The 14753-nt window shown below is 63.6% G+C and carries 13 protein-coding genes; 4 read left to right on the forward strand and 9 right to left on the reverse strand.

Annotation, left to right across the window (positions count from 1 at the left end):
• Window positions 1–60: 60 nt before the first annotated feature.
• The 3 genes from BUS42_RS39450 to BUS42_RS39460 all read right to left on the reverse strand — a co-directional run bounded on the left by BUS42_RS39450 (window position 61) and on the right by BUS42_RS39460 (window position 3184).
• Entirely contained in the window at window positions 61–864 is an 804-nt protein-coding gene (locus BUS42_RS39450) for a CpsD/CapB family tyrosine-protein kinase (protein WP_074317017.1), read from the reverse strand.
• The gene (locus tag BUS42_RS39455) at window positions 851–1135 is read right to left on the reverse strand and encodes a hypothetical protein (protein WP_143206686.1); all 285 of its coding nucleotides are present in this window, start codon (window positions 1133–1135) and stop codon (window positions 851–853) included. The genes BUS42_RS39450 and BUS42_RS39455 overlap by 14 nt, the downstream gene beginning before the upstream one ends.
• Before the next feature lie 492 nt (window positions 1136–1627).
• Window positions 1628–3184 carry a hypothetical protein gene (locus BUS42_RS39460; RefSeq protein ID WP_074317019.1) on the reverse strand — a complete coding sequence of 519 codons (1557 nt, stop codon included), beginning with the start codon at window positions 3182–3184 and terminating at the stop codon, window positions 1628–1630.
• 600 nt (window positions 3185–3784) lie between these two features.
• Between BUS42_RS39460 and BUS42_RS39465 the strand changes: the two genes are divergently transcribed.
• Together BUS42_RS39465 and BUS42_RS39470 are read left to right on the forward strand one after the other, a co-directional pair.
• On the forward strand, window positions 3785–4198 hold the full coding sequence (locus BUS42_RS39465) for a hypothetical protein (protein WP_074317021.1): 414 nt from the start codon (window positions 3785–3787) through the stop codon (window positions 4196–4198).
• 554 nt (window positions 4199–4752) lie between these two features.
• On the forward strand, window positions 4753–7491 hold the full coding sequence (locus BUS42_RS39470; protein ID WP_254054098.1) for a hypothetical protein: 2739 nt from the start codon (window positions 4753–4755) through the stop codon (window positions 7489–7491).
• Between the two features lie 94 nt (window positions 7492–7585).
• Here the strand turns inward: BUS42_RS39470 and BUS42_RS39475 are convergent, their stop codons facing one another.
• The 4 genes from BUS42_RS39475 to pyrE all read right to left on the reverse strand — a co-directional run bounded on the left by BUS42_RS39475 (window position 7586) and on the right by pyrE (window position 11576).
• Entirely contained in the window at window positions 7586–9304 is a 1719-nt protein-coding gene (locus BUS42_RS39475; protein ID WP_074317023.1) for a hypothetical protein, read from the reverse strand.
• Between the two features lie 192 nt (window positions 9305–9496).
• Window positions 9497–10276 (reverse strand): SDR family NAD(P)-dependent oxidoreductase, encoded by a 780-nt coding sequence (locus BUS42_RS39480; RefSeq protein WP_074317025.1) that lies wholly within the window; start codon window positions 10274–10276, stop codon window positions 9497–9499.
• Window positions 10248–10961: a DUF8091 domain-containing protein gene (locus BUS42_RS39485; RefSeq protein WP_074317027.1), complete on the reverse strand. Its 714-nt coding sequence runs from the start codon at window positions 10959–10961 to the stop codon at window positions 10248–10250. Before BUS42_RS39485 ends, BUS42_RS39480 begins: the two co-directional genes overlap by 29 nt.
• A gap of 45 nt (window positions 10962–11006) precedes the next feature.
• A complete protein-coding gene (gene pyrE / locus BUS42_RS39490; protein ID WP_074317030.1) occupies window positions 11007–11576 on the reverse strand; it encodes an orotate phosphoribosyltransferase in 570 nt (189 codons plus the stop codon).
• Window positions 11577–11807: 231 nt separating this feature from the next.
• Here pyrE and BUS42_RS39495 point away from each other — a divergent pair, with 231 nt between their 5' ends.
• Entirely contained in the window at window positions 11808–12725 is a 918-nt protein-coding gene (locus BUS42_RS39495; RefSeq protein ID WP_074317031.1) for a site-specific tyrosine recombinase, read from the forward strand.
• An 11-nt stretch (window positions 12726–12736) separates the two neighbouring features.
• Here the strand turns inward: BUS42_RS39495 and BUS42_RS39500 are convergent, their stop codons facing one another.
• Together BUS42_RS39500 and BUS42_RS39505 are read right to left on the reverse strand one after the other, a co-directional pair.
• Complete coding sequence (locus BUS42_RS39500) at window positions 12737–13048, reverse strand: hypothetical protein (protein WP_074317034.1); 312 nt, start codon at window positions 13046–13048, stop codon at window positions 12737–12739.
• Between the two features lie 410 nt (window positions 13049–13458).
• Window positions 13459–13791, reverse strand: a complete 333-nt coding sequence (locus BUS42_RS39505) for a leucine-rich repeat domain-containing protein (protein WP_143206700.1) — start codon at window positions 13789–13791, stop codon at window positions 13459–13461.
• Window positions 13792–14260: 469 nt separating this feature from the next.
• Between BUS42_RS39505 and BUS42_RS39510 the strand changes: the two genes are divergently transcribed.
• Window positions 14261–14497 carry a helix-turn-helix domain-containing protein gene (locus BUS42_RS39510; RefSeq protein ID WP_074317037.1) on the forward strand — a complete coding sequence of 79 codons (237 nt, stop codon included), beginning with the start codon at window positions 14261–14263 and terminating at the stop codon, window positions 14495–14497.
• Window positions 14498–14753: the final 256 nt, after the last annotated feature.

Genomic DNA, 14753 nt, shown 5'->3' on the forward strand with positions numbered 1-14753 from the left:
CGACCACGGCCGCCTGAGCGAAGATAAAAATGAAGGCTCGACTTGCGAGGGAAACGGAACTCAGACGAACGTCTCAGCAATGCCGAGCAGCGGTACACCGCCGCTATCCAGGACCTCGCGCGCACGCTGCAAGGCACGTTCGCCCGTGAGCGCCCGACTATGAACCAAGACGGCGGCGTCGACCGAGTGGTGCAGGACCGCCGCGCTCAAACCGGCGAAGAGGGGACTGCCGTCAAGGAGCACCAGATCATACTCGCGGCGCAACCGCGCCAGGGCGCAGGACCAGGCCGGGCTCGCAAGAAACTCACGCGGGTGACCGACCGGTGCGCGGAGCGGCAGAATCGTGAGGTGATCGTCACGAGCCTCGACCAGGGCATCAGAGAGCGCGAGCCCGTTCTCGATCACATCGTCGAGCCCCACCTTGGGGCGCAGACCGAGTTGGCGGGCGAGCATCGGGCCGGTCAGGTCGGCGTCGACCAATAAGGTTCGGCCGGGACGTCGGGCCAGGGCGCGGGCCAACGTCAGGATCAGGGTCGTCCGCCCCTCGGCACGGTGGCAGCTCGTGAACAGGAGCACCTTCAAGTGCTGACGGTCACGAGCCTCGATCAAGGCATCCGCGAGCTGGTTGAAGCGGTCACCGAACTCGCGTTCCAGGGTCCGGATCGTGGCCGGCCACTGAAGCGTCACGAGTTCGGGGTATTGCGCCCGACGGTCGTCGGTCTCGGCGTGGTCCGCCCCGTTTCCCGGGGAAACGGGCGGCTCGACGGGGCGAGACGGGAGGTGAGGAGCGGGGGGAACGACGGAATGGTCGGTGGCCCCCCGCTGGGCATAGGCGCGAGCCAAAGCCTGATCAACTTCCCGCATGGTGCGTGTCCTCGCAACCGTCATCTGGCAGGAGGTAGCCCGGCAAGACGACCGGAGACTCAACCTCCACATAAGGCGTCAGCCCGTAAGGCTCGATCGAGATCGAGATTGCGGGTGGTCGCGACGCCGCGGCGAGATCCTTCGCGTCGCAGTCGCGTACTTCCCCAACCTGGGGCCGGGCCGAGGCCAACGAAACGGTCGGCCGACCTCCCCAAAGCATCAACGAGGCCAACAGCAGAGGGCTGGCCATTAATAGTGTGTAGCCCGCCATCCGAACCTCGCGACGGAGCCGACGGCGTCGAGCGGCCGGCCGTCGAAAGTTTCGGAACGAGACGCGCTTGGATGATCTCGTCAAAGACGGAATCGCAGGCACTTGAATCAAGACCGGGACCATCACACGCGACGGTTGTCGCGTCGATCGAGACGCCGGCCAGGTTTGCAGATCATTGTCTCGGGACATCGTAGGGTCCCCCACGTCAGCTAGGGAAGCGTATCTGGTTTGCGGGATTCGGACCGTCATTGAGGATCGCTCTGATTCGCGAAACTCGGCGGACTTCTCCGCGTGCTCATGGTATCGTCCCGGCGCGGCGGGAAACTTGAACGACCTTGCCGGAAATAACGAAATCGGAGAGATGGCGGCCCGCCCGCAGACTCAACCCCACCGGAAAACCAATGTGCCCGTCCCCAAATCGCCCGGTGGGGGACGACTCGGGGACGGGCTGGCTTCTCGCTTCAAAACAGGGAGGGGGGGCAAAGACCATGCTCAACGACCGAACATCCGGAAGAGTCCCCGTCGGGGCTGGAGGCTACTGGTGTCGCCGCTCGCTGAATTGATGTCACCGCCGCGGTTCGACGCCATGGCGGGACGTCCTGCCTCATAGTTGCCAACCGGGCGGAACACCGGGGGAGCGCCCGCGAAGGTCCGGCCGGTGCCGCCGCCGTTGGCCAGGTCGAGTGACTTGACGTTGGCTTCAGTCACGTACGGGTTGTGGCCCGCCCATCGGGTGAGCGTCACCTGAAGGATGTTCAGCGGGGCATACTGCGCCTCACCACCGACCGAGATCCAGTCGTTGCTCGCGATGTTGTTGAGATCGACGTTGCCGTCGAGGCCGTAGACCAGGGTGTATTCGTAGTTGCAGACCCGTGGTTTGTTATCCTGCTCGTTGAGGTTCGACCCGGAATTCCCCTCGAGGGCCACTTCAAGTCGCACCGCGCGAGGCCCCTTGCCCGGGATCGCATGGTAGGTCGCCGTGTAGCGCCCCACGCCGTGATTCCAGACTTCATTGATCGTGCCGCGGGGCGGGAAGGCGCGAAGGTTGGCGAGCAACGCTTTCCGGTTGCCGCGGATGTGAGTCTCGATCATATGGTGGAACTTGGCGGTCGAGCTGTCGCACTGATCGTAGCCGGGGCGGGGGGGGCCGGCCGGGATCTCGTTGGCATAGTCGCCGATCTGGTGGTTGAGGTGGTTCTCGCCCAGCTCGGACCAGAGGGCCTTCAACTCGTCCTTGGTCATGCCCGATCCGGGCGCGGGGTTCGGCTCATTCAGGAGGATCGACGCGACGGCCCCACCGAGGCAGTGGCCGGGCCAGCGCTGGATGTCATGGTTCTGGCTGTTGGCCGCTTCCCAGCTGCGTGCGGAGGAGTTGAAGAGCTGGTCGTACTTGAGCATCGGGGCAGGGGTGGCGTAGATCGTGCCGTCGGCCCCGCGGTACGTGAGGTCATCGTACTCGTTGGGGAACCAGGTCGAGTCGTCGCCCGCAGCCACGGGGGTTTCGAGGATCCCGTTGGGGCCGGCGCGAACGATGTCCTGTCCGGGCGCGATATAACCGCCCGGGGTGGCGGCCATCTCGTCGTCACCGAACGCCCGCATCGTGTCGACCCGGCCGTTGCCGCCCGACCACGGCTCGTGAATCGCGTCCGACTTGGTGGGCCAGTAATAGAAGTTCCAGACCTTGCGATCGCTCTGGCCGACCTGAACGAACGCCGTCTCGACGCGATAGGGCTTCTCCGCCCCAATCACTTCGAACGAATACCAGCCTTGCTGGTTCAGCCCCACTTCCTGACCGTTCCGCCGCTCTTTGCCGTCCGGGCCGGTGATCTTGCCGATCGTCCCCGAGTTCGTCGCGATGGTCAGCTCACCCCCGAACCGCGTGGGGACATACACACCAAAATGGCGGTCGCCTGACTGCGCCGACAGGCTACCGCCAAGGGGGACTTGCACGACCCGCTCCGTCGCACCCGCTCCCAAGGCCCAGGGCGCTGAGATCATGACGACGATCGACCATAAGACCGAGCCGCCGAGCCTGTTGCCGATACGCATGCTGCCTCCCGAAAACCAATAGAATAGACGCCCCACCGCATCTCTTTGCTCTAACTCTAGACTCGCCAACACCGGCGGCCAAGGCCGGCGCGGGCGTTGCCAAAGCCTTTACGTCCGTGTACTCGAGACCTCACCACCAATGAGTCGGCATCCGTGCGCCCGGAGGTAGACCAATATCCGGAAGACTCTTCGCCTAGAGTCTTGAAACTCGTCAGAGGCCCTAAAGTTCGCCAAAGCGTCATCTTCTCGATCTTGCCAAGTTGACTCAACACGGGGCGAGCGCGAGCCGATAACCTACGCTGGCCACCCCTGGGGTGAAACGATGAGCCAGCCAAGATGACTGGCCCAAAGCTTCCTCCACCGTTCCGAGGCCAACGTGTGATGAGTCCCCGTTGCGGGTTGGGGACGAGGTTTTACCAGGGATCGAATCGAGTCGGTTTGATTCCGGTAACGAAAGCGAGAAGCCCCGACAGGATCGGTGGTGATGGCCTTCGGCCGCTGGACGACTTCGGCCGAGCCTGACCATCAGGGGATTGTCTGCTTACTGACTCGATCGAGACGTCGACCGACACGCTCTTTCTTTCCATAGAGGACATCGCGATGACCAGCGCACTTTTGGTTCTTGCTCTGACCGCCACCGGCCTTGGCCACCACAACGGTTCCTATGCGTCGCCGCAGGGCCCGAGCAAGGTTCTGCCTTGCCCCCAGGCTCCCACCAAAGTGGCCCCGGCTCCTTGCGTTGCCCCGAGCAAGGTCCTGCCTTGCCCCCAGGCTCCCACCAAGGTGATCCCGGCCCCCTGCGCCGCCCCGAGCAAGGTCCTGCCTTGCCCCCAGGCTCCCACCAAGGTGGCCCCGGCCCCTTGCGTCGCCCCGAGCAAGGTTCTGCCTTGCCCCCAGGCTCCCACCAAGATCGTTCCGAGCAAGGTTCTGCCTTGCCCCCAGGCTCCGGCCAAGGTGGCCCCGGCCATCTACCCCGCGCCGCAGGCCCCGATTAAGTCCTCCCCCCAGTTCTGAGCTAAGTTCCACGAGCCCGGGCCGCCTCGCGGCGGCCCGACTCGGGGACAAAGCGACGGCGTCTCCCGAATCCGGGTGACGCCGTCGCTTTTTTTTCGTTTCGAACGCCCAAGGGGGCTCGATCCGCGTTCCCGGTACCCCGTATCGAATCCCCAAGAAACCAACACCCTCGAACCCGTCGATCAGCGGCCAGCTCCCAAAACCCATCCGAACCTGGTCGGCCTCGCGGTGCGGGACTCCATCCATTTCATCGACCTGTCACCCACTTCGAATTTTCTGGGGTTCGAGCCCGATATTGTTGAGCAAAAGCAACACCTCCCAACCTCTTTTCCTGGTTCTCTCGTCGCTATGCGATTCCTGACATAGACTTCGAGGGGGGAACATTCGACGTTCCCCCGATGATGCGCCACCGGGAACCGAACGATCGATTGACGAGCCGGATTTGCTTAGAATGGCTTAATCGACGGCCGACGCCCGCAAGGCGATGACAGGGAAATTACACTCTGGCCGCGTGCACCTCGATCGCCCCCTCATCGACTCCATGACAGGAGTCCATGGCCACGAAGCCAAAGAAGCGCGGATCGACCATGACTCTGAGCATCCGAATCACCCGTGTTCCCTCCAGCCGATGGACGCCCCGGCTCGAAGCGCTCGAAGAGCGCCGCCTGTTTGCGGTTTCGGCGGAAACGGCTTTCGTGGGCAGCGGGCCGATTGCACCCGCCGCGCTGACGAGTTCGGATGCAGTGAGTCAGGGGCAGGCGTCTTCCCCAAGAGACCTGAGCACACTCAGCGTGGTCCGGACCACGCCCGCCTCCGGTTCGGTCCTGAACCAGTCGCCGACCGAGTTGAACGTGACGTTCAACCAACCCTTTCTGTTCTTTCTGGCGGGGCAGGACATCGGGTTGCAACGGATCGATGCGAATGGATCCGTGCTCGAGGATTACACCGGCTTACTCCAATTGGGGGACGAGCCGTTGGACGAGGGCTTGACGCTTCCCTCGAGCATTGATGGGGTGCTCCCCGCCGGTCGGTATCAGATCGTGCTCCTCGGCGATTCGGTCCTCACCGGGATAGGAAGAAACGGCGAGCCCGGCGCACCCTTGAGCACGCCCGGCACCGACCAGATCTTGAGTACGTTCACGATTCTCCCCGCCGATTCTGCTCCTCAGCCCAAGGCGCCCCAAAAACTGGCCGACGCAACGAATCTGGGCACACTTGGTCCGGTTCAACTCGCCACCGCGGGGGCGCTCGACCTCAGGTCCAACCTCGGCGATTACCAGCTTTACAAGTTCACATTGGCGCCCGGGCACGTCTGGCGGCTCGGGGCCGAGGTCACCGCTCAGCGGGATCATGGGACGCTCAACTCGGTACTCTCGCTGTTCGATGCGACGGGTCGCGTCCTCAAGACCGCTGACATCGGTCTCTCCGACGCGCCGTTCGATCCCTACCTTTTTGCGGGGCTTGCGCCCGGCACCTATTATCTCGGTGTGTCGAGCGTGAATAACGTTCCCGGCACCCCCGGCGGATACAACCCGGTCAACGGCAGCTTCGGATCGACCGGTCTGATTCAGGCCGACGGCACCTACCGACTCCATGTCGTGGCCCAGATCGCCGACGCCCCCACCTCATTGCTCGATAGCCAGCTCGTTTATTCCGACCCACTGGACCCAAGACCGACCGGAGTTGTCCTGGTCTTCTCCGGCCCGATGGATCTTGCCAGCTTCGCGACGGTGACCGACTCGCGCGGCAACATCACGCTCCAAGGGCTGGAATTGGTCGACCAGACGGGGCGTGTCTGGTCGCTGGCGCCCACTTTGTTCAAGGGAAGCAATAGCCAGTACACGTTCCTGTTTAGCACGCCGTTGCCCGACGGGCATTACACCCTCCGGCTCCCCGCGGTGAACGGGGTGACCGACCTTGCCGGACGGCCTCCCGTCGGACAAGGAAACGGCCAGGCCTCCGTCCCGACCGGGATCTTGACAAGCTGGACGGTCAAAACCAACGCTCCACCCCGGGCCGCAAATGACCTGGGAACGATCTTGAGTGACGCGGTCACGATCACCGACACCCTCAAAGCCGGATCGTCGGCCAGCTACCGGTTCGTCGTGCCCGCCGATGGCTACTACACGATCGAGAGCAACGCATCCAGCGACTCGGTCCTGATTCAGACGATCGGAAGCGACGGAACGATCACGACTCTCTCGGGCAATGGGGCCGGTCTCAGGTCAAAGACGCTCTTTCTGACCACCGGGGTCTACGACCTGCGCTGCGAGGCTACGGGATCGCAAGATGCGATCGTTCGCCTCTCCCTCTTCAGGAAGTCGATCGCGCCGGATTCGATTTTTGACAACGGCGTTGGCCAAGGCCCCGCGCTGAATATCACGCTCATTAGTCCCGTTCCGCTCAACCCGGCAGGTCAGCCCGCATTGCCGCCGGTGATCCCGGTGCCGCCGGTGATCCCGGTTTCGCCGGTGACCCCGGTTTCGCCCGGGTCCTCAGTTTCGCCTTGGTCTTCGGTTCCTCCGGGGTCCTCGGTTCCGCCTCCGACTCTGGGTCTTGACCATCCGGGTCCCTTGGCTCCCGCGAACACCGCGCCGAGAACTTCCACACAGTTGAACTCGTTCGGGGCCTCCTCGACCAGCACTGGCCTCGTGCTCACTCTCGGGAGCGGGTTGATCGGTTCTCCCACGGCCGGGGCCGAGCATGTCTCGGCGGTCGGCCCAGGAACGCTGACCGGAACGACGGCGCTCGCCGCCAACACTCCGGGCGTCCTCCAAGGAATTCTCTACGGCCAAAGCCTGGGGCAAGTCCGTTCCAACCTCAGCGGTGAGAGCCTGATCAATCCCACCGATGTTGCGATGAACTCCAGCCAACTCCCGCTAACGCCTGCATCCGTCGTCGGTGCACTGGTCGCGAACGAGCAACCCGGCGCACCGATCGAGGCAGAGCGAGTGATCGCATCGCCGTCCGACTGGCTGGGCGGCCTTGGCACCATGCTGCTCCATGGGTTCTCGATCACGTCCAGGCCGCAAGCGCCGACCAGAATGGAAGCTTTGCCGAGCGAACCCGGCGAGCCCATGGTGGTCTTGCGAGACGACCTCAAGACTCCGTCGACCGACGAGCAAGTCGAATACGCCAACCTTGCCGCCCCGCTGGGACTGAGCGTCGCCTCGGTCTTGGCCCTGCGGCTTCACCAGCCCATCCGCCGCTGGTTCAAGCGACAGCGGATCCAAATCGCTGGACTTCGAGCTTCGAAGCGGTCGAAGGCCAGTGGCACGGCCAAACGGGTCTGACCTGACCGCACGCCACCGAGCGAGGGGATTCTCGGGCTCGACCGGTACGCTTGCGCTCCGATTCTCCAGCGAGACGAGTCGGGCGACCGGTCGTCTACAACTCGTGCTGAGTGCGCGTTCCGACGTCCCTCTTCGACGCGGCACCGGCTTTTTTCAGGCTGATCAGGGCCGCCAGAACAAAGAAAACAAGGCCCCACACGATGAAATCAAGGCCCGCGATGAACTGCCGCAAGAGCAAGTAACTCCGCCAGCCCACGACGGTCAGCCACGAAACCAGGAGCGCCGCCGCGGCCACAAAGAAGAGTCGGTTCCCCACGGTGAAACCGTAACCGATCGCGATCGCAACAACGAGTGGAACGTACACGTCGAGGAGCCATTGCGGCGGGTTTGCGAAGAGACGCGAATCGCCCAAGATCACGGCGAGCCCCGACAGGAACAACACCCCCGCGCCCACCTGTTGAAGCCGTCGAGCGAGCGCGTCGCTGAAGATCGCGCCCAGGGCCAGGATCGCGACGAGCGCGAGTTGGAAGACGAGATAGGCCCTGGCGATCGGCACCCCGTCCGGTAAGACCAGGGCGATCGCGGTCACGGTGCAAGCGGCGGCGCTCAGGCCTCGCCAGGAATCGCGGCGGCGGTAGGCCATCCCGGCCTCAAGGAGGGCGATCGCCAGGAGAGGCCACGCGGCCGGGGTTTTCAGCCCGTGCAGATCGAGCGTGGTCGGCCCGATCACCACGAGCGCGGCGAGCGATGCGGCCACCCCGCTGTACGCCATCGGCACGGCCCGAACCGCCGCGAATCCGTAGAACGCCAGCGCCGCGATCGTGGTCAGGAAAAGCGGTGAACCGCCGAGTCCATTCATGAAGATTTCAAGGAACCGCTGATAGACCGGGTCGGGGCGGTGCCCCAACACGGCCAGCCCCAGCAACCCCAAGGGGACGAGCAAGGCGGTCCGGAGCACGACCCGGTTCCGAGCCACAATGCCGGCCTCCAACACCAGCAAGTTCAGTGCGAACAGAAACGGGATCAGGAAGTAAGGCGCAAAGATGCTATTGGTGGCTTCATGGATCGTCCGGTCGACGAAATGAAACGAAACACAGAGGTACGACGCCCGCGCGCAGACGGCCATCGCCAGCAGTCCGAACAACACCCAAGGATAGAGCGGCCATCGCCAAGGGCTTCCATTGTCGACAACGTACTCCGGACCTCGGCGGATGGCGGGGACCAACGTGAGAAAGCAGAGCCCGGACAGGGTCGGGAACCCAATCAAGGCCCATTGCAACACCGGGCCATCCGGTTGGCTCAGGAGCGGACGCAAACCCAGCGGATAGAGAAAGAAAAGCGCGAGAATCAGGTAATAAGGCCCCCGAAACCAGAGCGGGAGCGCAAGCTGGATCCCCCTCAAAAGCCCTTCGCTGACGGCGACGGCAAAGAGGAACCCTCCGATAAAACAGGCGGTCCCCAGCCCTCGGTTCGCGTTCAGGGTGTTATCGAAGGTGACCGACATCGCCAGGAACATCATCACGACCAGCAACAGCAGGCTGCGTGCGTCGTCCCAGACCTTGCCACGGCGAATCAACCAGCAAGCCGTCGCCGCCAAGAGCAGGGTGTACCCCGCCAGGCCGAGCATCAAGGCCCAGGTCTCGAACGTCTGGCCCTCGGTGTTGAACGACATCCGCAGACCGACGAAAACAAGGTCTGCACTGATCACGTAAAATGGGTTGCTGGTGTAGAGCCGGAAGACCAGCCCCCGCGTACCTCGTTGCGGGTCCCTCGGCGCAGACGCAGGACCGACGTTCGTCAGGGGATCCTTCATCAGAGCCTCACCGATTCGAGATGGGATGGAGGCATCGAGAATTCAGACGTGCGACCTGGTTCTCCCTAAGTTACCGCCGACCACCCAGCCTGTGACAGGTGTAACACTCTATTTTTTGGGACTTGAGTCAGGGCGAGGAGGGATAGCGAACGGGAGGAAAAGGAGCGATCCGCTCCGCGCTCGCCTAAGAAGTCACCAGAGGGTGTAGCCACCGTCGATCACCAGGGTCGCGCCCGTCATATAACGCGAGGCATCGCTGGCGAGGTAGACGGCCAGCGGGGCGAGCTCGTCGGGCACGCCAAACCGGCCCATCGGGATCATCTGCTCGAAGGTCTCGCGGAGTTCGGGGCGTTCCTGAAACCAACGCTGGTTCGGCTCGGTCAAAAAGCCCCCCGGCGCGATGGCGTTGACGGTAACGCCGCGGGGAGCCCAATCGGCGGCCAGGGCGCGGGTGAACGAGAGCAGGGCGGCTTTCGACGTCTCATAGCTCCGTCCCCCAATCCCTCGGTTGGCGACCAGGCCCGAGATCGAGGCCACGTTGATCACGCGGCCCCAACCGCGCGGCAACATGGACCCGCCGACCACCTTCGACCACACAAAGGCGCTGGTGAGGTTCAGGTCGATGATCCGCTGCCAGTCAACCGTCGCGAGCGTCTCGGTCGGGACGTCGATCCGCCGGCCACCGACATTGTTCACCAGGATGTCGATCGGTCCCCAAGTCTCGAGCACCCGGTGCGCACCGGCTTCGCTCGGCTCAGGGGACCCGACGTCGACCGAGAGAATCTCGACCTGACGACCGGTCGCAACCAGGTCGTCGCGCGCCTGCTCGAGCGAAGCGAGGTCGCGACCGACCAGGACGAGGTCAGCCCCCGCCTCGGCCAAGCCCCGCGCCATGGCGAACCCGAGGCCACGGCTCCCCCCGGTCACGCACGCCCGCTTGCCATCAAGACGAAACGACTCGAGAACACTCATCGACCTTCTCCAACGCGAAATCGTCCGTGCCCCGAGCGGCGGGGACATAGATCAACCGGTTGCCCGTCTTGCCCCGGGCCACAACGGCCCCCGAGAGCCGCAAACAGTAGGCGACCCGCTGCGCGAATGCAACCGGCCGCTCGAGTTGCTCCGCCAGGTCCAGGGTGGTGAATGAGCCCACCCGAACCTCCGGCAGCAACGCCCAGAGGTCGCTCGCCCGGCGCAACGTCACCGTGGTCGCAATCTGCCGGAGCCGGCGGTCGACGACGGCATAACCCGGCCATCGCCGTCGTGGAATCCGAACCTCGTCGATCTCCACCGCCAGCACGTCCACGCTCAGGTTCGGATCGGGGAAGACCCGAGCGAGCCCGATGAGGTCGTCGAAAACGTCGACCAGGGCCCCCCGCTTGGGACTGAGCCGCGGTGCCGACTCCGTGCCCTCCTTCCGCGTGCGGCGTATGATCCGGCGGGTGAGGATGACCGGCTTGACCACCCGCACCCGTTGCGTGGGGAGAAGCCGGAGGAGCTTCTCCCGCAACGGCCCGAGCGCCGCCGACTGAACCTCGATCAAGGTCCCGTCGGGCGCGATCGCATCGATCCGAAAGCCTTGGATCGAAACCTCGGAGCGCCCTCCCAGGTCGGGGCCATACCGCTCCTTGAGCTGCCTGTGCAAGCTCGACTCCACGATCGAAGCGCCTCCTACGCTCGAGGGCCGACAGTCCCGGTTCGCCTACGGCTTCAGCGGCTCGACGCCCAGGTCGCGAATCGTCGCCAACGCGTGAAAGTCGAGCCCCTTGGCGGCGAACGCCTCGGCGGCCCCTTCCAGGCGGTCGAGCACGACGATGACCCGAGCGACCGTGCAGCCCATCGCCTCAACGGCCGCAACCGCCTGGAGCGACGAACCACCGGTGGTGGCAACGTCATCGACGATCACCACCGCGCTGCCGGGCTCGAGCGGCCCCTCGACGAGCTTGCCGGTGCCATGCCCCTTGGCCTCCTTGCGCACCAGGAATCCCCGCCAGTTCGTCAGGCCGCGCGCGCCCGCAACCGCGAGGGTTGCGCCCACGATCGGGTCGGCGCCCATCGTCAGCCCGCCCACGGCCGAGACGCCGGGCAGGTCGGCCAGTTGCGCGAGGACCCCGAGCCCGATCAGAGCCGCCCCCTCGGCGGAGAGGGTCACCTTGCGACCATCGACGTAGTAATGCGAGGTCCGTCCACTCGCCAGGGTAAACGTCCCGGTCCTCAGCGCATCCCGCCGCAGCAGTTCAATCAGACGCGACCGATCGTAGAGTTCCGCCATCGCGCGAACGTACTCCTTTCCAGATTGCCCCTTGCCCATTCCGGATCGTCGGCCACCCTACCAGAGCCGCCCCCTCGAATCCAAGTGGAGTCTCTGACGCCCCGCCGGCACGATCGGGACCGAGATGAAGCGGGAACGAGCGATCGACCGATGAGGAAGGAAGGAACGAGCGGAGCGCCGGCCTCTGGCATTCGACTAAGACACGAACTCTGAGACTAACGGTTCATCCTCATGCCCGTCATCCCCCGCCCCGACCCGAACCGTGACCCGATTGGGCCGTTCTTGCACTACCTGATGGCGGAGTGCGGCGTTTCGCCGAACACCCTGGCGGCGTATCGCTCGGACGTCATGCGGTTCAGTCGCTGGCGCAAAGCCCACGCGCCGGGCGCCTTGGCCGAGCTCGAGATCGCGGCGCTGGTCGGCTACGTGGATTTCCTGGTCCAGCGCGGACTCGCACCCAGTAGCGTCGGCCGAAACCTGGCGAGCCTGTCGACCTTCTTCCGGTTCCTGATTTTCGACGGTCGCCTCACGGAGAACGTGGCGAAACTGCTGGTGGCGCCGGCGGTCTGGGATCGCTTGCCGACGGTCCTTGGCCCCGGAGCCGTCGATCGGCTCTTGAGTGCGCCGAACGGCGAGACCCGGCTCGGGCGTCGCGACCGTGCCGCGCTCGAGACGCTCTACGCGACCGGCTGCCGGGCCTCCGAGGTCGTGGGCCTCCGAGCCCGTGACCTGGATTTGAAGGGGGGGTTCGCCCGCTGCGTGGGGAAGGGGGACAAGGAACGGATCGTCCCGCTCGGCGAGCGGGCGCGTGAGCTCCTCGCCGCGTATCTCAGCGAGGATCGACCATCACTGGTGGCCCGACGGCCCGAGACCTTGACCGTCTTCGTGTCCCGGACCGGCCGGCCGCTCTCCCGGATCGGACTCTGGCGGATCGTGAAGGTCCACGCGCAAGCGATCGCTCTCCACACCGAAGTCAGCCCGCATACGCTCCGCCATAGCTTCGCCACCCACCTCCTGGCCGGGGGCGCCGACCTCCGCGCGGTCCAGGAGATGCTCGGACACGCCTCGATCGCCACCACCCAGGTCTACACCCGGGTTGAGCTCAGCCGACTTCGCGAAGTCCACGGCAAGTTCCACCCTCGTTCCTAACGGCGTTTCGATCACGAGGGCGCTACGTCGGCGCTCGGCTCGGGAGTGCGCCACGCCTCAAGCTTCTGCTTGATGACGCCGCGATAGCTCATCGGATCAGTCCCCTTGGGACTGGCGATCCCGATTCCGACGCACGCATCGACCGGAATGATCCGGACGATTTTCCGTTCCTGATCGCCGAGGAGCGCGACCCGAATCTCAGCGACAATGGCCGTGTCGTCCCAGTGGCAGCGACTGGCCGTCCCGTCGGGAAGAAAGAGCATGACTTCCGGCAAGCCCGCGTCACGCAGGCCCGACCAGATTTCCGAAATCAGTTCCGCCATAAGTCGTTCGACTCGCTCTTCATTTCGAGGGTTCGAGGGCGATCAGACTCTCCGGTCGCCGAAGCACGGGGCAGGGGGGAGGCTCCCTCAGGAAACCCTAGGACAAAGATTCGTAATCAGAGCAGCCAGACACTTCAATTGGAATGTCTGGCAGGTTCAGAGTATATGGGCGTTCGACCGCAAGCCTTCGCCACTCACCCAATTCTGCCATATTGCCCACTTTAGGAGGTTGCCCACCGGCTTGATGCCTCACAGAAGGAAATTTTTTTCATTACATATCATTATTTATTTTGCTTAGACTTCGTCGAAAACTAGGAATATCCCCATTCCGACCCCTCCTGCCGGTGGCGGAAGTCGCCCCGGTGAGAGCCGGGGCGTTGTCGTGCTCGAGAAGGGGGAAGGGGGCGTGCTCAACGACGGATCCCCACCTTCGGTTTCGCCTGTCGAAAACCTCTCAAACCAGCGTCGGTAATCTTAGTCCCCTTGATATGGAGCCGTTTGAGATTCGCCAATGTTTTCAGATGGGCCAGCCCATCGTCACTGACTTGAGTCCCTTCAAGGTTGAGATGTTGGAGGTTGACCAATCCAGTCAAATGCTCCAGTCCGGAATCGGTGATGGTGGTGTGATCGAGCCCCAGAAGCTCAAGGTCGTTCTTTCCTACCAGTTGTTTCAAACCGGCATCCGTGACGTCGGTACCGCCGACACTCAGTCCTTTGAGGCGGGCCAGCGTCTTAAGCGGCATGATCCGGGTGTCCGTCGACCTGACTGAGGAGGAAATCGTCAGCCATCGAAGCCGCGTCAGCCGGTCAAGGTACACGAGACCGAAAATAATTCGGTGTCAAAAATAATTCGGTATCAGATCATACTATTCTCGAAATAATTCGGAAACAATTCGGTGTCAGATCATATTATTCTCGATGTTCTCTGCGGTCGCTCAGACAGCATCAGGATTAATTATGATCTGACACCGAATTATTCTCCCAGCGACAAGTACGTGAGCGACTCGAAGGCAAACCGCTGTAATCCCACGAGCGTAGGCTGGGTCGAGCCGCCTACTTTCGTGGCACGTCCGTGAATCGTCCTGAAACTGGGAAGTTATTTGCGTCCCGTTCATTTGGCGGATCGAGGCCTTTCGCTTTCTCATCACAGCCAACCAGAATGTCACTCATCGTCGATACACTGATAGTCTACAAGCCTCTACCCTCAATTCAATGAAGAAGGGAGGCGAGCCAGACATTCGTGAACGATTCGGGGCCGCCGTCAGGGATCGGCGTGAATCGCTCCACCTGACGCAGGAGGAGTTCGCGGACAGGGCCGGCATCCACCGCACCTACCTCTCCGACATCGAGCGGGGCACGCGAAATCCCAGCCTCATCAACATCGAGCGTGTAGCCACGGCTTTGGACCTGAAACCCTCCGAGCTCTTCAAGCGGATCGAGCAAGGCTGACCCGAGCCTTGAGAGCTCGTCGATCCTTCAGAATCCCCTGACCCGCAAGCTGACCGCAACGTCAGTGAATCGGCCTTTCGGTGGGCCGAAGCGTCCTCGCTTTTCGTGCCTGTGTCATCGCCTTCGATGACGCCTCGTCTGCCCGTCCCCCTTCATGATTCACCCGCCCGCCATCCGGTCAACGATCGCGTGGCGTGATCGGCGCTGCTTCGACACGACTTACGACCTTCGGGAACGGACCGGTTGCCCTGGTCGC

The sequence above is a fragment of the Singulisphaera sp. GP187 genome (assembly GCF_900129635.1).
Taxonomy (GTDB): domain Bacteria; phylum Planctomycetota; class Planctomycetia; order Isosphaerales; family Isosphaeraceae; genus Singulisphaera.